General features: G+C 59.3%; 21 protein-coding genes. 11 read left to right on the top strand and 10 right to left on the bottom strand.

What is annotated here, in order from left to right; genetic code table 11:
* The first annotated feature begins 12 nt into the window (after positions 1 to 12).
* Both ACYVIA_RS07175 and ACYVIA_RS07170 read left to right on the top strand, forming a co-directional pair.
* Positions 13 to 2,901 carry a response regulator gene (locus ACYVIA_RS07175; RefSeq protein WP_460839324.1) on the top strand — a complete coding sequence of 963 codons (2,889 nt, stop codon included), beginning with the start codon at positions 13 to 15 and terminating at the stop codon, positions 2,899 to 2,901.
* A 323-nt stretch (positions 2,902 to 3,224) separates the two neighbouring features.
* Positions 3,225 to 3,443, top strand: coding sequence for a hypothetical protein (locus ACYVIA_RS07170; RefSeq protein ID WP_460839322.1), 219 nt, complete (start codon positions 3,225 to 3,227; stop codon positions 3,441 to 3,443).
* A gap of 285 nt (positions 3,444 to 3,728) precedes the next feature.
* On the opposite strand, the gene ACYVIA_RS07165 is transcribed toward ACYVIA_RS07170, so the two are convergent.
* From ACYVIA_RS07165 to rpmH, 6 genes are all read right to left on the bottom strand, one after another.
* On the bottom strand, positions 3,729 to 4,076 hold the full coding sequence (locus ACYVIA_RS07165; protein ID WP_460839320.1) for a DUF3135 domain-containing protein: 348 nt from the start codon (positions 4,074 to 4,076) through the stop codon (positions 3,729 to 3,731).
* A gap of 682 nt (positions 4,077 to 4,758) precedes the next feature.
* The gene (gene mnmE, locus ACYVIA_RS07160) at positions 4,759 to 6,141 is read right to left on the bottom strand and encodes a tRNA uridine-5-carboxymethylaminomethyl(34) synthesis GTPase MnmE (RefSeq protein ID WP_460839318.1); all 1,383 of its coding nucleotides are present in this window, start codon (positions 6,139 to 6,141) and stop codon (positions 4,759 to 4,761) included.
* Between the two features lie 188 nt (positions 6,142 to 6,329).
* Positions 6,330 to 7,994: a membrane protein insertase YidC gene (gene yidC, locus ACYVIA_RS07155; protein ID WP_460839315.1), complete on the bottom strand. Its 1,665-nt coding sequence runs from the start codon at positions 7,992 to 7,994 to the stop codon at positions 6,330 to 6,332.
* 28 nt (positions 7,995 to 8,022) lie between these two features.
* On the bottom strand, positions 8,023 to 8,280 hold the full coding sequence (gene yidD / locus ACYVIA_RS07150; protein WP_460839312.1) for a membrane protein insertion efficiency factor YidD: 258 nt from the start codon (positions 8,278 to 8,280) through the stop codon (positions 8,023 to 8,025).
* The gene (rnpA, locus tag ACYVIA_RS07145; protein WP_460839311.1) at positions 8,277 to 8,651 is read right to left on the bottom strand and encodes a ribonuclease P protein component; all 375 of its coding nucleotides are present in this window, start codon (positions 8,649 to 8,651) and stop codon (positions 8,277 to 8,279) included. Before rnpA ends, yidD begins: the two co-directional genes overlap by 4 nt.
* 23 nt (positions 8,652 to 8,674) lie before the next feature.
* Positions 8,675 to 8,809 (bottom strand): 50S ribosomal protein L34, encoded by a 135-nt coding sequence (rpmH, locus tag ACYVIA_RS07140; protein WP_040041456.1) that lies wholly within the window; start codon positions 8,807 to 8,809, stop codon positions 8,675 to 8,677.
* Between the two features lie 478 nt (positions 8,810 to 9,287).
* Between rpmH and dnaA the strand changes: the two genes are divergently transcribed.
* The 3 genes from dnaA to gyrB all read left to right on the top strand — a co-directional run bounded on the left by dnaA (position 9,288) and on the right by gyrB (position 14,836).
* Complete coding sequence (gene dnaA, locus ACYVIA_RS07135) at positions 9,288 to 10,691, top strand: chromosomal replication initiator protein DnaA (RefSeq protein ID WP_460839309.1); 1,404 nt, start codon at positions 9,288 to 9,290, stop codon at positions 10,689 to 10,691.
* Between the two features lie 278 nt (positions 10,692 to 10,969).
* Complete coding sequence (dnaN, locus tag ACYVIA_RS07130; RefSeq protein WP_460839307.1) at positions 10,970 to 12,076, top strand: DNA polymerase III subunit beta; 1,107 nt, start codon at positions 10,970 to 10,972, stop codon at positions 12,074 to 12,076.
* A 258-nt stretch (positions 12,077 to 12,334) separates the two neighbouring features.
* Positions 12,335 to 14,836, top strand: a complete 2,502-nt coding sequence (gene gyrB / locus ACYVIA_RS07125; protein WP_460839306.1) for a DNA topoisomerase (ATP-hydrolyzing) subunit B — start codon at positions 12,335 to 12,337, stop codon at positions 14,834 to 14,836.
* A gap of 89 nt (positions 14,837 to 14,925) precedes the next feature.
* On the opposite strand, the gene ACYVIA_RS07120 is transcribed toward gyrB, so the two are convergent.
* Both ACYVIA_RS07120 and ACYVIA_RS07115 read right to left on the bottom strand, forming a co-directional pair.
* On the bottom strand, positions 14,926 to 16,890 hold the full coding sequence (locus ACYVIA_RS07120; RefSeq protein WP_460839304.1) for a DUF2075 domain-containing protein: 1,965 nt from the start codon (positions 16,888 to 16,890) through the stop codon (positions 14,926 to 14,928).
* Positions 16,890 to 17,114: a helix-turn-helix domain-containing protein gene (locus ACYVIA_RS07115; RefSeq protein WP_460839302.1), complete on the bottom strand. Its 225-nt coding sequence runs from the start codon at positions 17,112 to 17,114 to the stop codon at positions 16,890 to 16,892. Before ACYVIA_RS07115 ends, ACYVIA_RS07120 begins: the two co-directional genes overlap by 1 nt.
* A gap of 356 nt (positions 17,115 to 17,470) precedes the next feature.
* Between ACYVIA_RS07115 and ACYVIA_RS07110 the strand changes: the two genes are divergently transcribed.
* The gene (locus tag ACYVIA_RS07110) at positions 17,471 to 17,902 is read left to right on the top strand and encodes a hypothetical protein (RefSeq protein ID WP_460839301.1); all 432 of its coding nucleotides are present in this window, start codon (positions 17,471 to 17,473) and stop codon (positions 17,900 to 17,902) included.
* Between the two features lie 326 nt (positions 17,903 to 18,228).
* On the top strand, positions 18,229 to 21,108 hold the full coding sequence (locus ACYVIA_RS07105) for an insulinase family protein (protein ID WP_460839298.1): 2,880 nt from the start codon (positions 18,229 to 18,231) through the stop codon (positions 21,106 to 21,108).
* Between the two features lie 568 nt (positions 21,109 to 21,676).
* Here the strand turns inward: ACYVIA_RS07105 and ACYVIA_RS07100 are convergent.
* Together ACYVIA_RS07100 and ACYVIA_RS07095 are read right to left on the bottom strand one after the other, a co-directional pair.
* Positions 21,677 to 22,837 carry a PA0069 family radical SAM protein gene (locus ACYVIA_RS07100; protein WP_460839296.1) on the bottom strand — a complete coding sequence of 387 codons (1,161 nt, stop codon included), beginning with the start codon at positions 22,835 to 22,837 and terminating at the stop codon, positions 21,677 to 21,679.
* Positions 22,838 to 22,928: 91 nt separating this feature from the next.
* The gene (locus ACYVIA_RS07095) at positions 22,929 to 23,798 is read right to left on the bottom strand and encodes a LysR family transcriptional regulator (RefSeq protein WP_460839294.1); all 870 of its coding nucleotides are present in this window, start codon (positions 23,796 to 23,798) and stop codon (positions 22,929 to 22,931) included.
* A 65-nt stretch (positions 23,799 to 23,863) separates the two neighbouring features.
* On the opposite strand from ACYVIA_RS07095, the gene ACYVIA_RS07090 reads away from it, so the two are divergent.
* The 4 genes from ACYVIA_RS07090 to ACYVIA_RS07075 all read left to right on the top strand — a co-directional run bounded on the left by ACYVIA_RS07090 (position 23,864) and on the right by ACYVIA_RS07075 (position 26,972).
* On the top strand, positions 23,864 to 24,508 hold the full coding sequence (locus ACYVIA_RS07090; protein ID WP_460839292.1) for a PaaI family thioesterase: 645 nt from the start codon (positions 23,864 to 23,866) through the stop codon (positions 24,506 to 24,508).
* On the top strand, positions 24,505 to 25,125 hold the full coding sequence (locus tag ACYVIA_RS07085; protein ID WP_460839290.1) for a glutathione S-transferase family protein: 621 nt from the start codon (positions 24,505 to 24,507) through the stop codon (positions 25,123 to 25,125). Before ACYVIA_RS07090 ends, ACYVIA_RS07085 begins: the two co-directional genes overlap by 4 nt.
* Before the next feature lie 144 nt (positions 25,126 to 25,269).
* On the top strand, positions 25,270 to 26,229 hold the full coding sequence (locus tag ACYVIA_RS07080) for a DMT family transporter (protein ID WP_460839289.1): 960 nt from the start codon (positions 25,270 to 25,272) through the stop codon (positions 26,227 to 26,229).
* The gene (locus tag ACYVIA_RS07075; RefSeq protein WP_460839287.1) at positions 26,226 to 26,972 is read left to right on the top strand and encodes an SDR family NAD(P)-dependent oxidoreductase; all 747 of its coding nucleotides are present in this window, start codon (positions 26,226 to 26,228) and stop codon (positions 26,970 to 26,972) included. The genes ACYVIA_RS07080 and ACYVIA_RS07075 overlap by 4 nt, the downstream gene beginning before the upstream one ends.
* Positions 26,973 to 26,990: the final 18 nt, after the last annotated feature.

Below are 26,990 nucleotides of genomic sequence, written 5' to 3'. Positions count from 1 at the left end.
CAGGGTGGCGCGATGAACGAAAAATCAATAACAACATCACCAGCACGGGAGGACCATGAACTGCTGAGCTCAGCGTTCGAGGCCACCGGTACGGGCATTTGTTTCGTCGATGAAGAAGGCCTGTTCCTGCGGGCGAACTCCGCGTTCTGCCGCATGCTGGGTTACCCCGCGAAAGAGGTCGTCGGCCGCCACTGGTCGCTGGCGGCGCCGCCGGAAATCGCCGACCTCGGCGACCGTTTCCTGTCCCAGTTGTTCTCCGAATCTCCCCGTCTTCCGGATGAATGGAAGATACGGCGCTGCGACGGTTCCCTGCTGACCGCCCTCGTCAGTTTCAAGCCGATCACGCTTTCAAGCGGTGCGCGCCGCCTGGTCGTGACGCTGACCGACATCGAGGAGCGCAAGGCCGCCCAGGAAGCCGAACTCCGCCGCCAGCAGCAGGCCCTTGTCGTCTCCGAAGAGCACCACCGGCAGGTGGTCGATAATGCGACCGAATGCATCCTCGTCGTGCAGGGCGGCCATATCGTGTTCGCCAATCCGCGCGTGCTGCAGCTTACCGGCTTTTCGCAGGAAGAGCTGCTTGCGCTGCCTTTCGACACAGCGATTCACCCGGACGACCGTGCGCTGGTGACCGACCATCACATGCGGCGTTTGCATGGCGAGGATGTCGAGCAGTACTACAACTTCCGCATCGTCAATCACCAGACCAGCGAAACCATCTGGGTGCAACTGTCGGCGGTCATGATTGAATGGGAAGGCCGGCCGGCGACGCTGTCCTTCATGACCGACATTACCGAGCGCAAGCTGCTGGAGGACAGCCTCAAGCAAAGCATGGTCGAGCGTCTGCGACTAGAGCGCCTGCGCATCCAGGGCGAACTGAAGGAAGCCGAGCTCGCGCGCCGCCATGCCGAAGAAACCTCGCGCGCAAAGTCGATGTTCCTCGCCAACATGAGCCATGAGATCCGCACCCCGATGAACGCCATCATCGGCATGGCGCATCTTGCGCTGCGCACGGAGCTCGATCCCAAGCAGCGCGACTACATCGAGAAGATGCGCAACGCGAGCCTGTCGCTGCTGGGCATCATCAACGACATCCTCGACTTCTCCAAGATCGAAGCCGGCAAGCTCCACATGGAGCGGGTCGGCTTCGATCTCGACGATGTGCTCAACAATGTGTCCACCGTTACCGGCGCGCGCGCGCATGAGAAGCGGCTGGAATATATCTTTCAGTTCCCGCTTGATATCCCGCGCGGCCTGGTGGGCGACCCGCTGCGGCTCGGCCAGGTGCTGATCAATCTGATCAACAACGCCATCAAATTCACCGAACGTGGAGAGATCTTTGTCGGCTGCCGCCGGCTGGAGACGCGTGGCGACAAGATCCAGCTTCAGTTCACGGTGCGCGATACCGGTATCGGTATGAGCCGGGAAGAAACATCGCGCCTGTTCCGCGCATTCAGTCAGGCGGATGAATCGACGACGCGACGCTACGGCGGCAGCGGGCTTGGCCTGTCGATTTCCAAGCGCCTGGTAGAGCTGATGGATGGCGTAATAGACCTCGAGAGTGAGGTCGGCGTCGGCACTACCGTACGCTTTACTGCATGGTTCGGGCTCGCCGAGGCAGCGCGCCAGATGCCCGACATGCCTGCAGTCATCGACAGCATGCGTGTGCTGCTCGTCGAGGACAACCCGAGTGCGCGCACCGTGCTGGCTGGCAGCCTGGCCGCGCTGCCGGTGCAGGTCGACCTTGCCTGCACAGCAGGTGAGGCGCTGGACATGATTCACGCTGCCGATGCCCATAGCCCGTATGACGTCGTCTTCACCGATCTCGCAATGCCGGGCATGGATGGCGTTGACCTCATCTGCGCGATCAAAGGTGACGGCACGCTGAGCGCGCCGCCGCGCATGGTTCTTCTCAGCGCGCACAGCAGCGAAGGTGCGCGCTATCGCATTGAGCGTGCCGGTGCCGATGCCGTCCTGACCAAGCCTGTCAGTGCATCGGCACTGGCGGACATGATGCTCGAACTGTTTGCGCCGCAAATGCGCGAGGCGATGCATGCGGCAAAAGAATCGATGCCGCATTTCCGCGACCTCTCGATCCTGCTGGTGGAAGACAACGACATCAACCAGCAGATATCCGCCGAACTGCTGCAAGCCGCGGGCATCCATGTCGACATCGCAGCCAACGGGCGCATCGCGCTCGACATGCTGATGGCAGTAGAGGCGAGGCATTACGGCCTGGTGTTCATGGACGTTCAGATGCCGGAAATGGACGGCCACGAGGCGACGCGTCGCATCCGTGCGGATTCCCGCTTCCAGGGCTTGCCCATCATCGCAATGACCGCTCATGCGATGGTGGAGGAGCGGGAGCGTTGCTTCGCATCCGGCATGGACGGACATCTCGCCAAACCGGTCAACCCCGCCGAGCTGTACCGCACCGTGGCCCGCTGGTGCCCGCAGTACGTCGTGCCGGCAGACCAGGAAGCCGTATCGGCTTTACCGCCTCCGCTTCCCCCGGCCGCCAGCCAGCCGGAATCTGATCTCGTGATCGAGGGGATCGATGTGCAGGAAGGGCTGTCGCGCGCACTCGGGAACCGCGATTTCTACCTGCAGATGCTCGGACGCTTCCGCGACAGCCAGTCTGATGTCGCTGATCGCGTCCGCAAGGCGTTGGAGGCTGACCGGGTGCAGGCCGAGCGGATGGTGCACTCGGTCAAGGGGGCTGCCGCGCTGCTTGGTGCGGGCAATGTGCGGCAGACCTCGGATGAGATCGAATCAGCAATTCGCGCCGGTGCCCAGCTCGACGCATTGGAACCTCTGCTTCAGCAACTCGACGCCACGATGGGCGCGCTATGCGTTGCAATCGACAGTGTGCTGCCGAAGGGGCGACCGGCACGGGCCGCTTAGGCAGAACGCGCGTCGACGTATCGAGGCGTTGATGTGTCGGCCCAGTCCGACGCAGGCGTAGTCGTAGTCTTCTGCTTTGCCCCGGCACCATGCCGATGCCGTGTCGGAATTCCTCGTCAGCTGCTTCCTGCCATCGCGCCTTACCCACATTTCTTGTGGTCAAATCTGTGGATAAGCAAGAATAACGATGGGTAAGTTTCTGATTTTTCGTCGCTTTTTGTGGTTGATGAAAATCAATGCAGTTCCAACGCATCTCGATCACGAACGGCAGAACAAGTCACGCCGACCATAGTCCTAGGGGGATATGTGTGAAGGAGACTGCCATGGCAGCCGTCAAATACACCAAGGCGGATTGGGTCGCCCAAGCCGATATCCAGACACGCGAGGATGGAAAGTTCCAGGGCGTGGTCTTGATTAGCCATGAACATGGCGACGACAGTGAAGAAGCGCAACATACCGTCGAGGCCGCATCCGACAGTCCGGAAGAGGCGCTCGAGCAGGCAAAGGCATTGGCGCACCGCATCCTGGCGAACGTCGACTGACGCATTCGCAAGGAGCGAGCCGCACCGCAAAGGAAGTGTGTGTCGGCGACTTCGGATGTGCGTGCAATCGACACCAGAATCACCGGGCAAAGGCCGGTTATGCCCTGCTCCACGGGTTAAACACATTTACCGTGGACAATATTGTGGATAACACGGTACAAGCTCACGCATGTCCATGATCCGTAAGGCATTTTTGCCTTTGATTAAAATCAGGGCAGAACGAAACGGTAGCGGGTTGAGGTTGGTTCTCTGGCTCGCGTGATGAACCATCCTCCATGTGATGGCTTACGCCCTTCCGTCGGCAGGAAATGCGCTCCTTGCCCGCACACGCTCGATGATCACTGCGGCCTGCAGGTCTGCTACTGCATCCAAAGCCTGCTCCCATCCGTGTTGCAGCCGCTCGACCGAGTCGCACATCATGCGAAAGGCGACAGTGGCGGCCTCGATCGGCGTCTCTGCGGCTTCCCGCGCGGATTCGATCTGGGTAAGCAGCTGTTCAAGCGAGGGGCGATGCACGGGCGGCGCGGAGTCCACCGCTTCCCTGAGCACATGTTTGCGGAAGGTCTCCAGCGCTTCCGGATCCTGCCGGTGAAGCGCTGCCAGCACATCAAAATCCGGAAGGCGGATTGTCATGATCGGGCTCCTGTCAAAGTGATTAGACAGATATAACCCGTTGATGTTTTTACATTTTGTGGCGAGTCAAGCCAGATGGGAAGGGGGCATGCGGGGACGCAAGGAAATCAGCGATCCACTTCATCCAGCTGCAGCAGCACATTGATGCACGCCCCGACGATGAGCCCTGCCGTGATCAGGCCAAGCAATGAAATGATTGCAGTCAACATGTGTCTCCCTCGGTTTTTCGTTATGCGGTATTACAACATCGGGTGAGAGCGCAATATTGAGCTTCCTCATTTCCAGGACGGAATTTCCACAAACCGAGCGCGCAGAAAAAAGCCCGCAGACCTTTCGGTTTGCGGGCGAAATCCAATTCAAGGAGAGTTGGAGGAGACAGGAGCAATAATACTGCGGCGCAACAACTGTCGCCGCTTTATTCTCGTGATGACAGGTATACAAAAAATGCATAACACCTGTCCCCTGAATCTGTTTTAAACGTTCTGAAACGAAAAGCCCACCCGGTTTTCACCGCGTGGGCCTTTTTTGTCTCCTTCGATCCTAAATCGGATTTTCTTTAATGTGGCCAAATACTACCCCGCTTTTCCTGAAAATAAAAGACAAACGGGAGCACATTTTGACGCGGCCCTTGATTTTTCTTTGGCGATGGCTCGCTCACGCAAAACAAATTATTTCTGCGTGCTCATTTTCCGATACAAAAGCGGCTGAAAATCACGCCTAGCAGATCATCTGACGTAAATTCTCCGGTGATGCTGTTCAGGCGGTCCTGCGCGATACGCAGTTCCTCGGCCAGCAGGTCCAGTGCCTGGTCGTTGAGCTGGTTTTCCCTGGCGACGTATTCTGCGGCCATGTCGAGATGATCGCGCGCGGCCTTCAGCGCAAGCAGATGACGTTCCCGCGCCAGGAACCGCGACTCGCCGGTCTGCTGCCAGCCCGCCACGCGCAGCAACTCGGTGCGCAACAGGTCGATGCCGCGCCGGTCCGTCGCCGACAGGTATACATGCGTCGCATCCGGCATGCGGTCAACGGCCGGCTTGTGGCCGGACAGGTCAATCTTGTTCCACACGCGCAGCACCGGCACGTTGGGCGGAAAGCGCTCGACGATGTCTTCGTCGTCGCGCGTCGGCCCGCGGCTGGCGTCGAGCAGATGCACGATCACATCCGCCTTGCGTACTTCGCCCCAGGTCCTTTCGATGCCGATACGTTCCACCTCGTCGCCGGCGTCGCGGATGCCGGCGGTATCGATGATGTTGAGCGGGATGCCCTCCATCTGGATCGTCTCGGTCACCTTGTCGCGCGTGGTGCCGGCAATCGGCGTCACGATCGCCACTTCCGCGCCGGCCAGTGCATTCAGCAGCGAGGACTTGCCGACGTTCGGCTGGCCAGCAAGAACGACGTTCAGTCCGTCGCGCAGCAGCGCACCTTGCGCTGCTTGCTCGAAGATCTCGTTCAGGTTCGCACGGATCCGCTCGAGCTGGCCGCGTGCGTCAGATTTCTCCAGGAAGTCGATTTCCTCCTCCGGGAAATCCAGCGTCGCCTCCACCAGCATGCGCAGATGGATGACCTTGTCGACCAGCTCATGGATGGTCTTGGAGAACACGCCTGACAAGGACTGCGATGCCGACTTCGCAGCCGCCTCGGTCGAGGCTTCGATCAGGTCTGCCACCGCTTCGGCTTGCGCCAGGTCGAGCTTGTTGTTCAGGAACGCGCGATGCGTGAACTCGCCCGGTTGCGCCAACCGCAGGTCGATTTCCTCACCGGCTTCCAGGCATCGCGACAGCAGCATCTGCATCACGACCGGCCCGCCATGCCCCTGCAGCTCCAGCACGTCCTCGCCGGTATAGGAATGCGGCGCCTTGAAGTAAATCGCAATGCCTTGGTCGATGGCGCTGCCATCAGCATTCCGGAAAGGCAGGTAAGTCGCATGACGCGGCTGTAGCCGGTCGGTGCCGAACACTGCTTTCATCACGCAGGAAAGGTTCTTGCCGGAGATGCGCACCACACCGATGCCGCCGCGCCCGGGTGCAGTGGCAATCGCAGCGATGGGAGAAGAGTCGTAGTTCATGAATCGATTGTAGGTTCGCTATATGCCACCGGGCAATAGAAACAATGCATATGAGGTGCACCGCCGCTTATTACAACACGCCGTGACAAGTGCGTTGGAGTGGATTGCCAGTCGGAGCATGAAGAGCAAGTCCCGAAATGAAAAAGCCCGCGCAACGCACGGGCCTTTTGCCGGGAGCGGTGTGCAGCTTATGCCGCTTCGCCGCTCTCGATCTTCTTCGTGATCACCCATTGCTGCGCGATCGACAGGACGTTGTTCACGACCCAGTACAGCACGAGGCCGGCAGGGAAGAAGAAGAACATCACCGAGAACACGATCGGCATGAACATCATCACCTTCGCCTGGATCGGATCCGGCGGGGTCGGGTTCAGCTTGGTCTGGATGAACATCGACACCGCCATCACGACCGGCAGGATGTACCACGGATCCGGCGCGGACAGGTCCTGGATCCAGCCGAGCCACGGCGCGTTGCGCATCTCTACCGACGCCAGCAGCACCCAGTACAGCGCGATAAACACCGGAATCTGCACCAGGATCGGCAGGCAGCCGCCGAGCGGGTTGATCTTCTCCGTGCGGTAGAGCTCCATCATCGCCTGGTTCATCTTCTGCGGATCACTCTTGTAGCGCTCGCGGATCGACTGCATCTTCGGCGTGACGGTCTTCATTTTCGCCATGCTGCGATAGCTTGCGGCGGACAGCGGGAAGAATGCCAGCTTGATCAGTACGGTCAGCACGATGATCGTCCAGCCCCAGTTGCCGAGCACCTTGTGGATCTGGTCCATCAGCCAGAAGATTGGCGCCGCGACAATCGTGAGCCAGCCGTAGTCCTTCACCAGTTCCAGACCGGGTGCCAGTTTTTCCAGCGTTGCGGATTCCTGCGGGCCGGAATACAGGCGCGTTTCCATGGAGCCGGTCGCGCCGGGAGCGATGCTGCCCATCGGCAGGATCTGGCCGACGGCAAACAGGTTGTTATCGATTTTCTTCGTATAGATCTCGCGCGACACTTTTTCCGGCGGCAGGAAGGCGGAGACGAAGTAGTGCTGCACCAGTGCGGTCCAGCCGTTGTCTGCCTTGGTCGCATGTTTGGCGCTGCCGTCAGCGATATCCTCGAAGTCGATCTTCTGGAATTTGTCAGCGTCGGTGTAGACCGCGGGACCGGTGAAGGTGCTGTAGAACTGCGACTCGCCTTCCGGTTTGTTGCCGTCGCGGACCAATTGCAGATAGAGCGACGGACTGATCGGTGCGCCGGAGTTGTTGACCACGTCATGCTTGATGCCGATGGTGTAGTCGCCACGCTTGAAGGTGTACGTCTTCACCAGCTTCACGCCGCCCTGCTCCGCCTCGAGCACCAGTTGCAGCTCGTTGTTGCCGTCGAGCGCGCGCGGACCGGGTTGAACCGCGTAGTTCGACTTGTGGTTCGGGAGCGGATTGGCCGCGGCACCGATCAGGCCGGTCTGGGCCACATAGGTGTGCTTGGCGTTGGCGCCGGAATCGAACAGCACCATGTTCTTGGTCGGGTCGATCGTGTCCTTGTGCTTGAGCAGTTCCAGGCGCTTGAGCTCGCCGCCGATGGTGTCGATGTCGGCCTTGATGACGTCCGTCGTGATCGTCACGATCTCGCTCTTGACCGGTGCCGGGCCGGCAGGAACGGCGGAGGGTGCGGCGGCCGGTGCGCTTGCCTGCGGCACGTCCGATGCTGGAGCGGGTGCGCCGCCCGCGGTGGGCTTGGCTGCCTGCTGCGTCGCCGTCGGGAAGAACATTGACGGCTTGCCGTTATAGCGCATCCAGTTGTCCCACAGCAGTACCAGGGACAACGAGAACACAACCCACAGGACGGTACGTTGGATATCCATAAGTGATTTAGCTTGAATAATCAGGAATTCAGTGGTGGCCGCAGTCGCATGCTGCCGCCGGTTTATCTGTCGACTTCTTTGGCACCGGATCGAGCCCGCCGGGATGCCATGGATGGCATTTGCACAGGCGCTTGGCGGTCAGCAGGCTGCCCCGCGCCGCGCCGTGCTCGCGGATTGCTTCGGTCGCGTACTCGGAACAACTCGGGTAAAAACGGCAATTTCGGCCCAAAAACGGGCTGATGCCCAGTTGGTACGCGCGCAATAGTAGCAGTAAAAGACGTTTCATCGCCGTGCTTCCGCCGAGTTCTGTGATTGCAGCAGTTGCATCAGTTCCTTGCGCAGCAAGGTTTTCAGTTGCGTGCTGGTTGCCGGTTCGGCACGGGAATTCACAGGCTTGGACAGGCGGACGATGCAGTCGATGGCCGGCAAGGCCGACTGGCGGAACAGCTCGCGCGCGACCCGCTTGATCGTATTGCGCGTGACGGCGCGCGGCGCGAAGCGTTTGGCGGCCACGATGCCCAGGCGAGCATGGCTCAGATGGTTTGGCCGCGCATAGAGAACAAAGTGCGCAGTGCGCTGCACGGGCCGCAAACGAAAAACGGATGAAAAATCATCCGTTTTAACGATACGCCGATCGCGTGAATAATCTTCGCTCACGCTAGCAGCTGGTGCGGCCGGGCTTATACAGCCAGGCGCTTGCGGCCTTTGGCGCGACGTGCATTCAGCACAGCACGACCGCCACGGGTAGCCATGCGAACGCGGAAGCCATGGGTGCGCTTGCGGCGAACGACGGAAGGTTGGTAAGTACGTTTCATGTTGGTCTCGCTAATCAGCAAAAATGGGTTGGATCATCACGCAGCCCATTCTTGTCTTGTGTTCTTGTGTGGTAGACACAAAACGCAACAGGCAGTGAACCCGCAATTAGACATTAATTTCTGCTTACCTGTCAATCACTTAGCTTTCGGACGGCAGCGCCCGGGGCAGTGATAGTTCATTTGGCAAGGCATGGCTCTTCGGACGAGCCGTGAACAAGCAGGTCGCTTGTCTACGCCCAAATTATCCACATTGGCAAGCAGTTTTTTAATTGGGAAATGTGATGCGTCCTGTGGATAACTTGTTGTTGCGGGTATAGAATAGCCGTCCCGCGCCGAACGCCCTTCGCGTGCGCGTGCCGTTTCGGCGCTCCCTGCCGCAGCCTCCAGAAAGCTGGATCGACCTGCCGCGCGAGCGGCCGGACAGGGAAGCATGCGAAGGTCGTCGTTCAACCCAGCGCCCTCTCATTCAGAAAAATTCATGGAAAATTTTTGGCAGACTTGCTCCGCGATGCTGGAGCAGGAACTCACGCCGCAACAATATAGTGCGTGGATCAAGCCGCTGGTGCCGCTCGACTTTGAGGATGGCCGCCTGCGGATCGCTGCTCCTAACCGCTTCAAGCTCGACTGGGTAAAGACCCAGTTCGCCAACCGAATTACAACGCTCGCCTCCGAATACTGGGAAGCGCCGATCGAGGTGCAGTTCGTGCTCGACCCGCGCCTCAACGGTGCGAAGAAGCCAGCACCCGCGCCTATGCTAGCTGCCGCAAGCGCTGCAGCAAACGCTGGGTTCGACCTTTCCTCCGAGATCCCCGACCCGATCGAACGGGCCGATATTGTCATGGAGGAAACAAAGAAGCGCGACCAGAGCAAGATCAACCCGGCGCTCACCTTCGAGAGTTTCGTGACCGGTAAGGCCAACCAGCTGGCGCGTGCCGCTGCCATCCAGGTCGCGAACAATCCCGGTGTTTCGTACAACCCGCTGTTCCTGTACGGCGGCGTCGGCCTTGGCAAGACCCACCTGATCCATGCAATCGGCAACCAGCTGCTGGCCGACAAACCCAACGTACGCATCCGCTATATCCATGCAGAACAGTATGTGCGCGACGTAGTGACTGCTTACCAGCGCAAGGGTTTCGACGACTTCAAGCGGTATTACCATTCGCTAGACATGCTGCTGATCGACGATATTCAGTTCTTCGCCGGCAAGAGCCGCACGCAGGAAGAATTCTTCTACGCGTTCGAGGCGTTGATTGCAGCCAAGAAACAAATCATCATCACCAGCGACACCTATCCGAAGGAAATCAGCGGCATGGATGACCGCCTGATCTCGCGCTTCGACTCCGGCCTGACGGTCGCCGTCGAACCACCGGAACTGGAAATGCGCGTGGCGATTCTGCTGAAAAAAGCGGCACAGGAAGGCGCCGTGCTGTCCGATGACGTGGCGTTTTTCGTCGCCAAGCACCTGCGCTCCAACGTGCGCGAACTCGAAGGCGCGTTGCGCAAGATCCTTGCGTACTCGCGCTTCCATGGCAAAGACATCACGATCGATGTTGTCAAAGATGCACTGAAGGACCTGCTGTCGGTGCAAAACCGTCAGATCTCGGTGGAGAACATCCAGAAGACCGTGGCCGATTTTTTCAATATCAAAGTGGCCGACATGTACTCCAAGAAGCGCCCGGCCAACATCGCCCGTCCGCGCCAGATTGCAATGTATCTTGCCAAGGAGCTAACGCAGAAAAGCCTGCCGGAAATCGGCGAGCTGTTCGGCGGCCGCGACCATACGACCGTCCTGCATGCAGTCCGCAAGATCGCCGCCGACCGCAGCAAGAATCCGGAAGTCAACCACGAACTGCATGTGTTGGAGCAGACGCTGAAAGGTTAATCACAGCTGCCTAGCGGCTTGTGGATAACTTGGCAAGGGCGGTTGCATAATATTGAAGCACCGCCTTCTTCCGTCAGGAGAAGTGGCCATTGGCCGACGCGGCAACCCCTTATAAAGAAGGCAAAAAAGCATCACTTTGGTTTCTTGGGAATGTCCCTTTTCTGTCAAAATAGAGGATGTTCTGCGTTCGTTTGACCGGACAGATCTCCGCTTTTTACCGGCCGGTCCGCTCTTCAGAAAAACAGCTCCGTCTTAACTATTAATACAAGGACAAAAGCATGCAATTGGTCAAAACCCAACGTGACACGCTTCTCCGACCGCTGCAGATCGTGAGTGGTATTGTCGAGCGTCGGCATACGCTGCCGATTCTGGCCAATATCCTCATTCGCAAGGACGGCGAAAAAGTGTCGTTCCTGTCCACCGACATCGAAGTGCAGATCACGACCAATGCCAGTGTCGGCAGCGGCGCGGAGATCGCTTCGACCACGGTGGCGGCGCGCAAGCTGCTCGACATCCTGCGTGCACTGCCCGACTCCGGCGACGTGTCGCTGTCGCTGGCCAACAAGCGCATGACTATCCAGTCCGGCAAATCGCGCTTCGCACTGCAGACGTTGGCCGCCGAAGAATTTCCGACCGTCGCCCAAGCCGAGCACTACAACGCCAAGGTCACGCTGCCGCAGAAGACGCTGAAGCACCTGTTCAACATGGTGCACTTCGCGATGGCGCAGCAGGACATCCGCTACTACCTCAACGGCCTGCTGCTCGTCGTCGACGGCAAGAATGTGATCGCAGTCGCGACAGACGGACACCGTCTCGCGTTCTGCCAGGTGGAGACCGATCAGGATTTCGCGCGCCAGGAAGTGATCATTCCGCGCAAGACCATCCTCGAACTGCAGCGCCTGCTGGAAGACCAGGACAACCCGGTCGACCTCGAGATCGCCAACAACCAGGTGAAGCTCACCTTCGCCGACATCGAGCTGATCTCCAAGCTGGTCGAAGGCAAGTTCCCGGATTACACCCGCGTGATCCCGAAGGGCTACAAGAACAACTTCACCATCGATCGCCTGACCTTGCTGCATGCGCTGCAGCGCGCGGCGATCATGACGAGCGACAAGTTTAAGGGCGTCCGTTGCATCATCAGCCCCGGCAGCCTGAAGGTCAGCTCCACCAACGCTGATCAGGAAGAGGCAGTGGAAGAGCTTGAGATCGATTACGGCGGCGACAGCATCGACATCGGTTTCAACGTCACTTACCTACTCGACGTCCTGAACAACCTCAAGGGTGAAAGCATCAACATCGCGCTCGGCGACGCGAATTCATCGGCACTGATCACCGTGCCGGAAAACGCCGATTTCAAGTACGTCGTCATGCCGATGCGGATTTGATTGGATTAGTAAGTAAAACAGCAAGGGGGCTGCCGTGAATATGGCGAGCCCCCTTGCGACATTTTAGAAAACTTGAATTTTTCCACTGACGGGTCCCCTCCCCCTTGCAGGGGGAGGGTTAGGGTGGGGGTAGTGAGGTCGATTTAACGCTGACTTCGGCATAACCACTCAACCCCCATCCCAACCTTCCCCCTTAAAGGGGGAAGGAGCCTGTCAGGTGATTTGTTTTTGCAGTAACCGTTCTTTCAGAAGGCAGCCATGTCCGCGATTCCTCAAGAAAACACCCCGCAGCCGCAACAAAGCAGCCAATACAGCGCATCCTCGATCCAGATCCTCGAAGGTCTGGAAGCAGTCCGCAAGCGCCCTGGCATGTACATCGGCGACACCTCTGACGGCACGGGCCTGCACCACCTCGTCTTCGAGGTGCTCGACAACTCCATCGACGAAGCGCTCGCCGGCCACTGCTCCGAGATCCACGTCACCATCCATGCCGACAACTCGATCTCCGTGACCGACAACGGCCGCGGCATCCCGACCGGCATCAAGTGGGACGACAAGCACGACCCGAAGCGCAGCGCGGCAGAAATCGTGATGACCGAGCTGCACGCCGGCGGCAAGTTCGACCAGAACTCCTACAAGGTCTCAGGCGGCCTGCACGGCGTGGGCGTGTCCTGCGTGAACGCACTGTCCAAGCTGCTGCGCCTGACCATTCGCCGCGACGGCAAGGTCCACCAGATGGAATTCTCCAAGGGCGTGGTGCAGAATCGCGAACTCGAAGTCCAGGAAGGCGTGCAAGTTTCGCCCATCAAGGTCACGGGCGAAACCGACAAGCGCGGCACCGAAGTGCACTTCTGGGCCGATGAAGAAATCTTCACGCACGTCGAGTTCCACTACGACATCCTCGCCAAGCGCATCCGCGAACTGTCCTTCCTCAACAACGGCGTGCACATCAAGCTCACCGACCAGCGCACCGGAAAGGAAGAAGACTTCGCGTTCGAAGGCGGCACCCGCGGCTTCGTCGAATACATCAACAAGAACAAGAACGTCCTGCATCCGACCGTGTTCCAGGCCACCGGCGAAAAGGTCTCCGAGCAAGGCACGATGATCGGTGTCGACGTCTCCATGCAATGGAACGACGCGTTCAACGAGCAGGTGCTCTGCTTCACCAATAACATCCCGCAGCGCGATGGCGGTACTCACCTCACCGGCCTGCGCGCCGCGATGACACGCGTCATCAACAAGTACATCGAAGAAAACGACTTCGCCAAGAAAGCGAAAGTCGAAATCTCCGGCGACGACATGCGCGAAGGTCTCACCTGCGTGCTGTCCGTCAAAGTACCGGAGCCGAAGTTCAGCTCGCAGACCAAGGACAAGCTGGTATCAAGCGAAGTGCGCGGTCCGGTCGAGGAAATCGTCGCCAAGACGCTGACCGACTACCTGATGGAAAAGCCCAACGACGCCAAGATCATCTGCGGCAAGATCGTCGAAGCCGCCCGCGCGCGCGAAGCCGCCCGCAAGGCACGCGAACTGACCCGTCGCAAAGGCGTGATGGACGGCCTCGGCTTGTCCGCCAAGCTGGCCGACTGCCAGGAAAAAGACCCGGCGCTATGCGAGCTGTACATCGTCGAGGGTGACTCCGCAGGCGGCTCCGCCAAGCAAGGCCGCGACCGCAAGTTCCAGGCGATCCTCCCGCTGCGCGGCAAGGTGCTCAACGTCGAGAAGGCACGCTTCGAAAAGATGCTGTCCTCCGAGCAGATCACCACGCTGATCGCCACGCTCGGCACTTCCATCGGCCCGGACGAATTCAACGTCGAGAAGCTGCGCTACCACCGCATCATCATCATGACCGACGCGGACGTCGACGGCGCCCACATCCGCACCCTGCTGCTCACGCTGCTGTATCGCCAGATGCCGCAACTCGTCGAGCGCGGCCACGTGTACATCGCGCAGCCGCCGCTGTACAAGGTCAAGCACGGCAAGGACGAGCGCTACCTCAAGGACGACGTCGAAGAAGCGAGCTACATGATGCAGATCGCGCTGCACGACGCCGCCATCATCCCGACCGAAGGCGCGCAACCGATCATCGGCGAAGCACTGTCCGAACTGGTCCGCCAGTACAACACCGCCAACGCGATCATCATGCGCCTGTCCAAGGCGATTGACGAAGCCGCGCTGTCGGCCATCATGACCGGCGTCACGCTCAACCTCGACAACGGCGAGAATGCAGACGCATCCGCCAAGGCACTCGCCGCCGCCATCAACGACCCGAGCGTCGAAGTCGTCGTGAAGTCGGACGAACTCTCCGACAAGCACATGCTGCGCGTGCAGCGCCGCCACTTCGGCAACCTGAAGATCAGCACCATCGACGCCGAATTCGTACGCGGCCCCGACTACCAGGTACTCTCCGCCGCCGCCGCTACCTTCAAGGGCCTGATCGGCGAAGGCGCGATGGTCCGCCGCGGCCAAGGCGACAAGGCCAAGGAAATCGCGATCCGCGACTTCCACGAAGCGATGAACTGGCTGCGCGACGAAGCCGAGCGCGGCGTCTCGAAGCAACGCTACAAGGGTCTCGGTGAAATGAATCCGGAACAGCTGTGGGAAACTACGATGGATCCAACTGTGCGCCGGTTGTTGAAGGTACAGATTGAGGATGCGATTGCTGCGGATCAGATCTTCACCACGCTGATGGGCGACGATGTGGAGCCACGTCGGGCCTTCATCGAAACTAATGCGCTGCAGGCGGGGAATATTGACGTTTAATAATTGACCGTTTGCGGAGTCGTCATAGCGAAAACGCCGGTTCAAAACCGGCGTTTTTATTTGTGCGAACTCGATTGGGCGCAATAGGGCTATTCAAGTACCGTCGCTCCGCACCTAACCAAATATTTATAGGTTTCGTCGTAATACTGAGGCTTTCTCGTTGAATCGACGGAATTTCCGTGAGGTACAAAAATTGCCATCCCTTGACGTGCTCGAGTGAGTAACACGCGATAGGCGTTTTCAAGATACCGTTTTTGTTCTTCGCGGTTTCGCTGCTTCCAGCTTGATCCAGTAAATTTCCAATGCTCGAACACGCCGCCGATATAACGGTAATCTGCATCCCAGCCGATCAAGCACCAATCAAGCTCGAGCCCTTGGATATCAAATTCAGTAGCTACGTCTTCCAAGAAATGGCACGAGCGCACGTCGTCCGACTCATTCAGAAACCAGTCAGCCGCAGATATCTTGTTCTTCACAAAGAGGCCATCCGGTTTCAATCGGAGTCCGCCTGATGATGCAATCACACCTTTGGTTTCATTTGCACGTGCACGGCTCGTTATCCAAGTGCGGGCTTTCTGAATATCGCGTGTGACGACGATCGGGAAACGTTCACGGAAAGCCGCATAGCATTCTGCAGCTCGATCTGGCCGATTCTCAATTAAGTAATGAACCATATGCGAAAGCTTTTCAGCCTTAAACGAGCGCATTGAAGTCGCAAGGTGCAAGGCTGGGCTCGAACGGGCTTGAAGAATACCGTCGAATTCCACTTCACCACCCGCATATTCTTCTTGCTTCAGCTTGTCCGAGTAATAGACGTGCCAATGCTTGAACGCGCTGCGCAATGCGTCTACCCATCCCTTGAGGCCGGCTTCACCGGTATTGATTTCTTGTCCACCGCCGATCAATGCAATGATGACGCACCAATCAGGATGCCGGTCCATGACGCTAATAAGAAACTCTGGCTCTGACTGGTCAAAGCTCTTTTGTCCTCGTTTTTGCGTCATGAACTTTGCGGTGCTCTGCGCATCCCAGGCGCGCTGCGCCTCATCAAAAATCACAACGCGATCAGGAGGTGCTTTATCTGGATTGGAGAGTGCTTCGTCTCTGAATCTATGAATGTTTTGGATTCTTGCTTCTGCCTTCCGTCGTTCTTTGTCTTTGCTGGTGTTTGGGTTTCGTTCTTTTGCGTCTCTGGCTAGTGCTTCCGTCAATACTTCGACTAATGGTCCATTCCCAGACAGGAAAACTGCATGCTCGTCGTCCTTGATGTTGACGCCTGTGGTTGCGATGTTTAATCCGACTAATGTCTTACCGGCGCCGGGCACACCCGTGACGAAGCAAATAGCCTTTTGCTTTTCTATGCGGGCTTTATGAACGATTCGCAGTATTTCGGTCGAGGTGACATGGAGGTTTTGTGCGCCAGCGTCATTTCGAGCAATGTCGGATACATCATGATTGGCGTAGAGCGCTTGTGCAGCTTCTACGATGGTCGGCGTTGGTTTGTAGGCTGATTTGAACCAACTCTGAAAATCAATCGGGGCCGATTCTTCTGCATTGTGAACACAGTATGAAAGCGCCTCTTGGAGATTATTAGCGCAAACGCGCAGCGGCGGATAGACGTGGTCCACCGGCGGGGAAAGCGTGAACTGCGTTGCGGGTGCATCGGTTGCAACGAGAATGGGAACGATCGTCTTGTTATGGCTACCTTCATGGAAATGGTGAAGGTCAATTGCGTAACCGTGCGTCTGTCGCAAATCGTGGGAGAAATATACTTTTGCGCCGACCTTAAACTCCAGCACATAGATGACGTCCTGGTAGATCAAGACCGCATCGGCACGACGCCCCATTCGGGGAATTTGTAGTTCAAACAGAATTTGCCCGCCTGCGAAGGGAGGTAAACAATGCTTGAGCAGATCAATCTCCCTTAGCCACGCTCCCATTTGTAACTGAACAATGTCTTGGGAGTGCTGCTGGCTGATTTTTCCAACGATGGAGTCAGTCGGCTCCTGAAGGAAATCGCTTACGGTTGCAACATAGAAGGCGCGCACTCCCATTAGCGTGCCTTTGTTTCGCTAAACAGCTCGGCGGGAGAAACGTTGAGGGCTTTCGCGATTCGGAAGACATTAATGAGCCCTACATTTCGAGTCCCGCGTTCAATGCCGCTAATGTAGGTTCGATCCAGATCCGCAAGTGAGCCGAGTTCCTCTTGGCTGAGTCCGCGCTCGGTGCGCAGCTCTTTTAGCCGTAAGCCGAATACGGCGAGCTGTTCGTGTTCCATTTTCAGTCTCGAAAAATTGACGGAAAGATATTCCGTCGTCGAGACTTATAGGTCTACGGACTATGAGTCACATTTCGATGCATATGAACGCGTGCAGATATGCGGAGCCAGACAATTGTTCACGTCTGTCGAGGCTGAGCCCACATGCGCCATATGCGTTAACGTGTGCGCAGGTTTCGGACTGTTGCGCGGTGAGGCTGAGCCTCCGCGCAATTGACATGAAACAATGCAGGAATTGAATCAGCAAGCGCAGGCGCAGTCCAAACGATTGGCAAGCGGGAATGGCCATCCATGCTGAACGCAGCACCACAATGCCACTCTTCGCATCCCTTGGTTATGGCGGTTAAGGAAATTCCATGCGACCAGGAAAGGCATTGGCGGCGCTCGTGCTGGCGGCGCTCACGGGCTGTGGCGGCGGCTCTGTATCGGTCGGCGTAGTTGCATTTGACGACGACGAGTCGCCTTTCATTTTCTGGACAGGCAATTCCAACGGCGATGTGGTGGTGGATGCCGATAACCAGGTTTTCGCTTTCTATGCCGATACCGGCTGCCTTTACAACTTCCAGACGCGACGGGAAAACCGGGATTTCTGCCTCACGGCCGCAGGTGATGCTGCCGTGTACGGCAACTATCTTGTCCGTATCGCGAATGTCCGTGCCGCGACAGGCGCCTGCGTTACCGCGCTGGTAGATCCGGTGAATGGGCGTTTCGTTGATGTCGTGATCGATACGTTTGGAAGGGAAGCTGTATTCACCACTCCACTGCATCCTGAATTCTGCTTTGTCTGACGGGCCTTGAACATTGGTTGCCACAATATGTGCAATATGTGGAGGCAGACTCGACAAAGCTTCGAACCGAATCTGCCCCATATACTCCCGGTTATCCCGGGCGTTACAACCGCATCTTGCCGTATAGCAGTTGTCCAACAAATCAGTGCCGACCTCACAACTCCACGTCGTGAAGCGCCTTCTGCTTATCTGATGACGTATAGTGGCTGGCCGCTCTCTGTCATGCTCTTGAAATCGCGTACGATTCGCGCCATGTCTGGGCTTGCCGGAAATTCCTTCCATCACGCCCAAGTTTCCCTGATTGTTGAATACCGAACACCCTCGCAATGCCATTCCATAAAAAACGTGCCCATCCGGTTCCCGAGCTTCATGCCGTGATCGAAGAATATGAGGATCCCGGCTCCGGTGCCCGCCATATCCATGTGCAAACCGACGATTCCGAGATGGCGTTTCTGGTTGCCTTCCCCACCATTCCCCAGTCGAGCGACGGCCGTGCCCACATTCTCGAGCATATGACCTTGTGCGGGTCGGTACGCTATCCGGTGCGAGATCCGTTTTTCTCCATGGCCAAGCGCTCCATGGCCACGTTCATGAATGCGTTCACTTACCCGGATCGCACCGTCTATCCATTCGCCAGCCAGGACAAAACAGATTTTTTCAACTTGCTGAGCGTATATCTGGATGCCGCCTTTTTCCCGACGCTGAATTACTGCGATTTTCAACAGGAAGGCTGGCGCCTGGTGTGGGCGCAGGATAAGTTGTCGCTGCAGGGTGTCGTGCTGAACGAAATGAAAGATGCCTTTGTGGATCCGCTGCGCGCGCTCGATCACGGCATCAGTCAGCAGCTTTTCCAGGGCACCACGTATGCGGTGGAATACGGAGGGGATCCGCTGGAGATTCCCCATCTGACTTATGCCGATCTGAAAGCCTTTCACGCAAGCCACTATCATCCGTCGCAGGCGGTTTTCATGACGTCCGGACGCGTCGACGTGGCGGCGGTGCAAGGCATGATTGAGGAGCAGGTGCTGGCACATCTGCCCGGACGTTTCCCCAGAATGCGGCCGGACCTGGCAACGCCATGGACTGCGCCGCGCACGACCCACATCGTCACGCCGGCGCAGGAAGGCATGGAAAACGAATACGGGTTTCAGTTCTCGTGGCTGCTGGGGGAGGCGGTCGACCCGCCGTCTTATTTCCGCGCCAGTCTGCTGGAAGCAGGCCTGTTGGGCGACAGTTCGTCGCCCCTCATGCGCGCGATGGAATCGGCCGGCTTTGGTTATCCGTCGTCGTTCAATCATCTGGAGTCCGGTGCCCGGCAAATGGTTTTGCATGTCGGCATGGAAGGACTGAAAAAGAACGCCGTTGCCAAGGCGAGAAAACACATCTGGTCCGCGCTGGAGCAAGCGGCAGAGACCGGCGTGCCAACCGCGATGCTGCAGGCCGCATTGCGCAATATCCGTTTTGACCAGCGCGAAATCAATGGCGGCGATGTTCCGTATGGATTGCACCTGTTGCTGTCGGCGCTGCCGGCAGCGATGTTGGGCGGAGATATCGTCGCTGCGTTCGACGTCGAGCCATTCCTGCGCCAGCTCGATGCGGAGATCCAGGATCCACAGTTTTTCAAGGACATGGTCAAGGCATTGATCGCGTCGCCGGCCCGTCTCGAATCGACGGTCTATGCCGATGCGGGGTTTGCTGCGCAGCGCGCAATGCGCGAAGAGCGCCGCCTGGCGGAGCTGGCCGCCAGCCTGACTGCGGCCGAGCGCGCGCGCATCGAGCAGGAATCGGCAGACTTGCTGGCGCAGCAAAGAAAGATCGTCGACAAGGATGTACTCCCGCGCATTGTGCCGTCCGCCGTTGCGCCCCTGGTGAAGCCGGATTTCCCGGTGCCGCCTGCAAATGAAAAAGTCGTTGTGCTGGAGGTTGCCACCAACGGCATTTCCTATGCGTCCATCCTGTATGACATCTCCGACTTGAGCGAGCAGGAATGGCCTTGGTTGAGTCTCTATGCGGGATTGTTGCCGCAGTTGGGCTTCGCCGGGATGGGGTATGAAGCAGGCAGCGCCTGGCGCCAGCAGATGGCGCCGGACTTCAACATCGATGTTGCCGCCAGCCAGCCGGTCGATGCGGACAAGCCGCTGCAGATCTTTGTCGAATTCACCGCGAAGGGGCTGCAGGAGGAGCAGGACAAGCTGGCGACGCTGCTCCTGCAATCGATCGCCGCCCCTCGCTTCGATGAGTTCGAGCGCATGGCCTTCCTGATCGATAGTCATGTGCAGGATGTGCACGGCGAGCTGGCGGTAAGGGGAGAAACCTATGTATCGCTCGGCGCGACCGCCCCGCTGTCGATGCAGGAGCGCTTCAAGAATGTGATGGAGGGCGCGGCAGGCCTTCCGTTCTACCGCTCGCTGCGGCAACACAGTCAGGATGACAGCGGCATGCAGGTAATCGCGGAGAAGCTCGCGGCATTGCACGCGAAAATCACCGCCAGCCCGGCGTATGTCATTGTCGCGGCAGAAGCACCGTCGGCATCGGCGTTGTCTGCATTGCTGGCGCCGGCCGTCCGCCACATCCACCATATGCCGCGTGCGCTGGCCGAGCCGCAAGCCTTCGTCATGGAGGCGCGTGCCAATACCGTGCTGCACGCCGCGGCGCAGGTTAATCACTGTTATGCGGCATGGCCCGCGCCCAGGCTCGGGCATCCCGATGCCCCCGCCGGTGCGGTGCTGGCGGAGTGGCTGACCAATGAAGTATTGCACCGTGCGATACGCGAAGAAGGCGGAGCTTACGGCGCCGGCGCTAGCTACGATGCGATGACCGGAATTGTGCGGATGATGTCCACGCGCGATCCGCGCCTGCTCGGCACCTATGCCGATTTTGAGGCCGCAATCGAGCGGGCGGTGGCAGCGGACATGACGCAGGAAAGTATCGAAGAGGCGATTATTTGCGTGGTCCGGGAGCTGGACAAACCGCTGTCGCCCTACCGGCAGGCCATGCAATCCTGGTCACGCAAGCGCCTCGGCGTCACCGACCAGATGCGCAATCAGTTCCGTGCGGGGGTATTGCAATGCACGGCAAGCGAACTGCGAGCGGTGGCGAAGACCTGGCTGCATCGTCAAACGCCAAGCCGCTGCGCCTTTGCCGGGGACGCGGCCATCGAGTGCGGCGACATGCGCATGCAGTATCTGGCGCAGCTGCTGGAATAAGCTCGCTTCACCCGTATCGATTTCATGATCATGCGCGATGTAATGGGCGATGGTGACCTCGTAGCGCAGCTGCACCAACTCGCGCGCCAGCCTTAACACTGCTTCGGGACCGAGGCAGAGCATCAAGAAGAGGAGGAGTCATTGCGAGACAACAATTTGCAGACTCTCTTGGACTTCTCCAGAGGTCCGCGGATTGATACGGAGTCGCGGAATAGGAAGATGGTAGGAAAGATTCCCGGATGGGTAACCATCACAGCCAGATCAAACGGTGCGGGCTCGCTTCTTCCCGCATCGTCGGCTGAGGGATTCAGGCACGCGCAAAATCCGGAATCCGAAAGCGCGTGCGGTAGTCCCCTGGGGCCAACCCGATCGTGCGCTTGAACAGTCGGCGGAAGAAGGCTGGGTCTTCATAACCGCCAGCTGATGCGCCATCGGCAACTTGTCCGCCGACTACGGCAGCGTGATGGTCAGTCTCGGCACCAAGCTCGGTCTTTACAAGGCGCTTGCCGGCGCCGGACCGTTGACTTCTGCGGCGAGGAACAACACGCCTTCCGGCACGACCGCCCGGTCAGCGCGGGAACAGGTCGAGCTGGCCGCTGAAGTTCCCCGGCGCGGCCACGCGCACTGGCGCAGGCCGGCGAAAGCGCGACGCATCCAATCCGCGAAACCCGTTCGCACGCTCGCCCAGCCCAAGCCGTTCGGCCGCCTTGTCGAAGCGCTGCCGGATCAAGTCAGCCCATACGCCGTCGCCATGCATGCAGCTGGTGAAATCGGCGTCGTAATCCTTGCCGCCGCGCATATCGCGCACGCGGTTCATCACGCGCTGCGCACGCTCGGGAAAATGTGCCTGCAGCCACTGCTGGAAGAGCGGATTCACTTCCCACGGCAGGCGCAGCACGATGTAGCTTGCACTGACGGCGCCAGCGTCGGCCGCAGCGGCGAGCACGCGTTCCAGGTCCGGTTCGGTCACGAAGGGGATGATCGGCGCGACGCTCACACCGACCGGGATGCCGGCCTCGGTGAGTGTGCGGATCGTGCGCAGGCGACGTGCCGGTGCGGCGGCGCGCGGCTCCAGCGTGCGTGCGATGTTCGTATCGAGCGTGGTAATCGTCACCGATGCCATCGCCTGCTGCTTCGCAGCCATTGCCGCGAGCAGGTCGATGTCGCGCTCGATAAGCGAGGTCTTGGTGATGACGGCGACCGGGTGTTCGCATTCGTGCAGCACTTCCAGCACGCGCCGCGTCAGCCCCAGCGTGCGTTCGCACGGCTGGTAGGCGTCGGTGTTGACGCCGAGCGCGATTGATTCCGGCAGGTAGGATGGCTTGGCGAGTTCGTGCCGCAAGAGATCCGGCGCATTCATCTTCGCAATGATCCTGCTTTCGAAATCGAAACCCGGCGACAGGCCGAGGTAGCTGTGCGTCGGACGCGCAAAGCAGTAGATGCAGCCGTGCTCACAACCGCGATACGGGTTGAGCGACACGCTGAACGGCACATCGGGGGATGCGTTGCGGCTCAGGATGCTCTTTGCCTGTTCGTGGATGACCTGGGTTTTGAGCGCGGGAGCTTCGGCTGGCTCGGTATCGTCGCCTGTCCAGCCGTCGTCGAAGCGTTCGCGCAGTTGCCGCTCGTAACGCCCCTGCAGGTTCGACACCGCGCCGCGCCCTTTTTTCGCTTGCAGTGCTTGCTGCGGCAGCGGCTGGGTGTCTGCATCCCATTCCCGGTCCGGCACGATGCTCCTCGTTATACTGTATAAAAACACAGTATAACAGTGTGCTCGTCTCTGCGTATCCGCGGCAATAGGGACTGCGTCATCTGGCCAATTAGCGGGTCGGACAGAGCTGCTCGGCAGACGACAGCACCAGTTCCGTCACCACCTCAGCAACCAGCTTCACCCGGGCCGAGCGCCGCAGTTCAGGATGAATGACCAGCCACAGGTCGCGCTTGGCTGGCGGAGAATCGACGGCCACCGGCACCAGGTCGGGGCTCTTCATCGCGAGGAAATGCGGGAGCACGGTCACGCCCAGGCCATTTATCGCAGCCTCGTACAGCATCAGGCTGCTGTTGCTCTTGAAGGAATACGGCCTGCCGGCGGCATAACGGTCCAGCCACTGCTGCTCGGGTGCATCGCGCAGGCTTTCATCGAAACCGACGAAGTGCCAGTCTTTTGCCGCGTGTTGTGCAAGGTAGTCCTTGTGCGCAAACAGGCCGTAGCTGATTGCGCCAAGCGGCCGCGCGACCACGGTCGGGTCCGTCGGCTTGCCCATGCGCAGCGCAAGGTCGGCCTCGCGGCGCGACAGGCTGACGGCGCGCGTTTCTCCTACCAGCTCCAGCGTGATCGGTGCCCAGCGCTCCTGCAAGGCGACGAGCCGTGGCGTCAGGAAGGCGGTCGCAAAGGCTGGCAGCGCCGACATCCGTACGGTGCCGGACAATGCCGCACCATCGCTCGCTTCCCGCAGGAACGCATGCGCGCAGTCGTCCATCTGCTCGGCGCGTGCAAACAGCTGCTCGCCTTCGGTCGTCAGTTGCCAGCCGCGCGGCAGGCGATCGAACAGACGTAGGCCAAGTGCTTTTTCCAGGCTGTCGATGCGCCGCACCACGGTTGAATGTTCGATCTTGAGCTCGCGTCCGGCCAGGCTAAGGCTGCCAGCGCGCACCAGCGCAACAAATACGCGCACATCATCCCAATTCATAAGCTTCCTATCTATTTGTGCACAGACAGTGTGCGCTGATTGAGAATTCCTCTCTGTTTTTGCACATGTTACCTTCGCTCCTAGTTATTTTCCAAACCCAAGCGAGAGCGAAATCACACATGAACGTACTGGGAAACGTCCGCAACGTGCGCATGCAGCCAACTGACCAGGTGTTTGCCGTCGCAGGTCTCGATTCTCTCAATGAAAACGCAAGGCGGCACAGCGCTCCCGCGGCGTTCGAACGTCGGTTGCGCTTCTTGCTGACGAACGTGGCCCGAGGGCAGATCCGGATCGAAGCCGAGCCGGACGACGAATGCATGAATCCGATGCACACCGTGCATGGCGGTTACCTGGCCACGTTGCTCGACGCCGCCATGAGCGCGTCGGTGCATTCGCTCCTGGAGGCCGGGCAAAGATTCACCACTGTCGAAATGAAGGTGAACTTCATGAAGCCCGCCCTGCCTTTCTCGTCGCTGCGGGCGACGGGCACGGTCACCAAGGCGGGCAGGCGCATCGCATTCGCCGAGGGGCGCGTGTATTCGGCGAAGGACGAGCTGGTCGCCAGCGGTTGCGCCACCTGCCTGATCTGGGAAGAACATGCAGCCAGTGTCGACCGTGCCGGCGTAGAGACGGCTACTTCCGGCGTCCATCAAGGGACTGGCCCGGCAAATACAACTTTGGAAATAAACTTCACGAGGGAAAAACCATGAAAACAACGCTGTACTACTCACCCGGCGCCTGTTCGCTGGCACCGCACATCCTGCTGGAGGAAGCAGGGGCAAGTTACGACCTGGTGGAGGTTAACGTTCAGCAGGGCAAGACGCTCGAACCGCAGTTCCTCAAGCTGAATCCGAAGGGCCGGGTTCCCGTTCTGGTCGTGAACGACGAGATCCTCACGGAAGTGCCCGCGATCTGCTGGTATATCGGCGCCGGGGCACACGGGCTGGTTCCTGGCGAGCTGCTGTTGCAGGGACGGGTATTCGAATGGTTCAACTGGTTGTCCGGCACCTTGCACGCGGTAGCGTTTGGCGGCAAGTGGCGACCTCATCGATTTGTGACTGATCCCGAGCTCTACAAGAATGTGGAGCTGCGGGCAGACCAGAACCTCGAAGACGGATTCCACTATATCGAGGAGCGCCTGACGGACCGGGAATGGGCGGTCGGGCGCGACTACAGCATCGTCGACCCGTATCTGTTCGTGTTCCACAACTGGGCGCAGTCGATTGGTGCCGATGTGCGGCGTAGCTACCCGAACTGGCATGCCCATGCGGGGCGCATGCTCGCGCGGCCGGCGGTGCGACGCGCTCTTCAGCAGGAAGGGTTTTGATCTGAACGACGCAACGTCTCTGATGCCGATCTGAAAAGCGTCGGCATTCGTCCACCTCAAAGCACGCCAAACCGGATCATTGCATCGATGCCAAACCCGACTACGACCGTTCCTTCCCTTTCCGCTGTGGTTGCAGCGCCTTCCATGGCGCCCGTTTATGTGCGGCTCGTGCTTGTGGCGCTCTTCTGGGGCGGCACCTTCATCGCCGGCCGCATGATTGCGGGGACGATGTCCGGCATGCTTGCGGCGACGATACGTTATGCGATCGCCGTCCCTCTGCTGCTGCTCGTTGCCTGGCGATTCGAAGGCGGCTTGCCGCGACTGAACCTGCGTCAGCTGCTGCTGACCTTCGGGCTGGGGCTGACCGGCATCTTCTTGTATAACGTCTGCTTCTTCGCTGCGCTGGCGCAAATGCCGGCTGGCCGCACCGCACTGTTCGTCGCGTTCAATCCGATCGTGACAGCACTGCTGCTCAGTCTTCTGCTGCGCGAACGTGTCGGCCCTATCAAATGGCTGGGGATCGGCATGGCATTCATCGGCGCGGCGGTCATCGTCACCCGCGGCGACATCGGGGGCGCACTACGCGACATCAGCCGATCTTTTGGAACGGGAGAAGGTTTCATGCTCCTTGGCGTAACCGGCTGGGCCGCGTATACGCTCATCGGAAGAACGGCGATGAAATCCCTGAGCCCGATTGCGGCGACGACTTATGCATCGCTGTGGGGCCTGGTGCTGCTTGCATGCGGCGCATGGGTCGAAGCAGGCACGACGGGTTGGGCAGAGACTGGCTGGGCTGCAATCAGCTGGGCGGATTTGGCGGCGCTTGCGTACCTCGGCTTGTTTGGCACCGTGATCAGTTTTGTGTGGTACTACCAGGGGGTGAAGGCCATCGGCGCTGCACAGACGGCGGTATTCAACAACCTCGTTCCGGTATTTGGCATCCTGCTTGCCGCAGTGCTGTTGTCCGAGCCGATCCTGACGTCGATGATCATCGGCGGCGTGCTGGTGATCACTGGGGTAACGCTCACCAACCGGCCCCCGAAAGCCACGGACCGGTCATTCGGGAGCGGAGAAGCGACTGTGGCATCGGGAAACCGTCCATGATCGCCGATATGAAGGGACGGGTTGCGATCGTCACCGGTGGCGGGACAGGCATCGGGCGCGCCACGAGTGTGCTGCTGGCATCGCATGGCGTCGACGTGGCCGTGATCTATTCACGCAGCGCGGCCGATGCGGAAGACACCGTCCGCGAGATCGTGGCGGCCGGTGGCAGGGCCATCGCGCTGCAGGCCGACGTGGCGGTGAATGAAGAGGTCGTTCGCATGACAGACCGCGTGGTACAGACATTCGGCCGGCTCGACTACCTGGTCAACAATGCCGGCATCACGCGCCAGTTGCCCTTTGCAGAGCTGGAACTGATCACGGACGAGATATGGGATGAGCTGTTTGCGGTGAACGTGAAGGGCACGTTCCAGTGCAGCCGGGCTGCGGCGCCACATCTGAGGAAGAACCCCGGCAGTGCGATCGTCAACATCGGCAGCATTGCCGGCGAGACCGGTTACGGGTCGTCGCTGCCCTACGCCGTCTCCAAGGCGGCCATGCACGGCCTGACACGGTCGCTCGCACGCGCCTTCGCGCCAGCCATCAGGGTCAACGGGTTGGCCCCTGGGGCAGTCGGCACCCGCTGGTGGTCGGGGAATGAGGAAAAGATGCACGCGCTTGTGGGCAACGTCGCGTTGCAGCGTGTTTCCACACCGTCCGACATCGCCCATACCGCACTGATGCTGCTTGCGGCCGAGTCGATGACCGGGCAGGTCGTCAGGGCCGACAACGGACAGACCTTGTAGAGCGGCCTGTTGACCGCG

It is taken from the genome of Noviherbaspirillum agri (assembly GCF_054780595.1).
Note: the sequence above shows the minus strand (reverse complement) of the source record. Positions and strands in the feature narration are given on the sequence as shown.

What these genes read in the sequence shown, in the direction of transcription:
- ACYVIA_RS07075 (WP_460839287.1), top strand. Translation starts at nt 26,226, where the DNA reads ATGATCGCCGATATGAAGGGACGGGTTGCGATCGTCACCGGTGGCGGG.
- ACYVIA_RS07090 (WP_460839292.1), top strand. Translation starts at nt 23,864, where the DNA reads ATGTTACCTTCGCTCCTAGTTATTTTCCAAACCCAAGCGAGAGCGAAA.
- ACYVIA_RS07095 (WP_460839294.1), bottom strand. Translation starts at nt 23,798, where the DNA reads ATGAATTGGGATGATGTGCGCGTATTTGTTGCGCTGGTGCGCGCTGGC.
- ACYVIA_RS07165 (WP_460839320.1), bottom strand. Translation starts at nt 4,076, where the DNA reads ATGACAATCCGCCTTCCGGATTTTGATGTGCTGGCAGCGCTTCACCGG.
- ACYVIA_RS07175 (WP_460839324.1), top strand. Translation starts at nt 13, where the DNA reads ATGAACGAAAAATCAATAACAACATCACCAGCACGGGAGGACCATGAA.
- ACYVIA_RS07085 (WP_460839290.1), top strand. Translation starts at nt 24,505, where the DNA reads ATGAAAACAACGCTGTACTACTCACCCGGCGCCTGTTCGCTGGCACCG.
- ACYVIA_RS07115 (WP_460839302.1), bottom strand. Translation starts at nt 17,114, where the DNA reads ATGGAACACGAACAGCTCGCCGTATTCGGCTTACGGCTAAAAGAGCTG.
- rpmH (WP_040041456.1), bottom strand. Translation starts at nt 8,809, where the DNA reads ATGAAACGTACTTACCAACCTTCCGTCGTTCGCCGCAAGCGCACCCAT.
- dnaA (WP_460839309.1), top strand. Translation starts at nt 9,288, where the DNA reads ATGGAAAATTTTTGGCAGACTTGCTCCGCGATGCTGGAGCAGGAACTC.
- ACYVIA_RS07080 (WP_460839289.1), top strand. Translation starts at nt 25,270, where the DNA reads ATGGCGCCCGTTTATGTGCGGCTCGTGCTTGTGGCGCTCTTCTGGGGC.
- yidC (WP_460839315.1), bottom strand. Translation starts at nt 7,994, where the DNA reads ATGGATATCCAACGTACCGTCCTGTGGGTTGTGTTCTCGTTGTCCCTG.
- gyrB (WP_460839306.1), top strand. Translation starts at nt 12,335, where the DNA reads ATGTCCGCGATTCCTCAAGAAAACACCCCGCAGCCGCAACAAAGCAGC.
- ACYVIA_RS07120 (WP_460839304.1), bottom strand. Translation starts at nt 16,890, where the DNA reads ATGGGAGTGCGCGCCTTCTATGTTGCAACCGTAAGCGATTTCCTTCAG.
- yidD (WP_460839312.1), bottom strand. Translation starts at nt 8,280, where the DNA reads ATGAAACGTCTTTTACTGCTACTATTGCGCGCGTACCAACTGGGCATC.
- ACYVIA_RS07105 (WP_460839298.1), top strand. Translation starts at nt 18,229, where the DNA reads ATGCCATTCCATAAAAAACGTGCCCATCCGGTTCCCGAGCTTCATGCC.
- ACYVIA_RS07110 (WP_460839301.1), top strand. Translation starts at nt 17,471, where the DNA reads ATGCGACCAGGAAAGGCATTGGCGGCGCTCGTGCTGGCGGCGCTCACG.
- ACYVIA_RS07170 (WP_460839322.1), top strand. Translation starts at nt 3,225, where the DNA reads ATGGCAGCCGTCAAATACACCAAGGCGGATTGGGTCGCCCAAGCCGAT.
- dnaN (WP_460839307.1), top strand. Translation starts at nt 10,970, where the DNA reads ATGCAATTGGTCAAAACCCAACGTGACACGCTTCTCCGACCGCTGCAG.
- mnmE (WP_460839318.1), bottom strand. Translation starts at nt 6,141, where the DNA reads ATGAACTACGACTCTTCTCCCATCGCTGCGATTGCCACTGCACCCGGG.